Below are 318 nucleotides of genomic sequence, written 5' to 3' on the forward strand. Positions count from 1 at the left end.
GGATACGGTACGGCCCTGGCACTGACCTCGGCGTACGCCGGACTCGCACCCGACCTCGATCTCAACCTGCTGGCGGTCACGGAGGGCGCCCTCAGCGTCGCCGGGGAGGCCCCCAGCCGTCCCGGCCATGCCGCGCTCAGCGGTCTGCTGCCGGTGCTGGCGCAGGAGAACCCGGGCTGGACCTGCCGCCATCTCGACGTCGGGGCGCCGACACCGGGGGCTCCCGCAGGCCCGTTCGCGACGGCCGTGATCGCCGAGTCGCTCGCGCCGCACCGCGGACCGGTGGCGTTGCGCGGCAGCAGCCGCTGGGTGCGCTCC

The 318-nt window shown here is 75.8% G+C and carries 1 protein-coding gene; it reads left to right on the top strand.

The features are described 5' to 3' along the window. A partial coding sequence (locus tag ACMZ42_RS27095) for a hypothetical protein (RefSeq protein ID WP_415733437.1) occupies positions 1–318 on the top strand: 318 nt, incomplete at both ends.

The organism is Lysinibacillus sp. NPDC056185, assembly GCF_047737915.1.
In the GTDB taxonomy this organism is placed as follows: Bacteria; Bacillota; Bacilli; order Bacillales_A; family Planococcaceae; genus Lysinibacillus.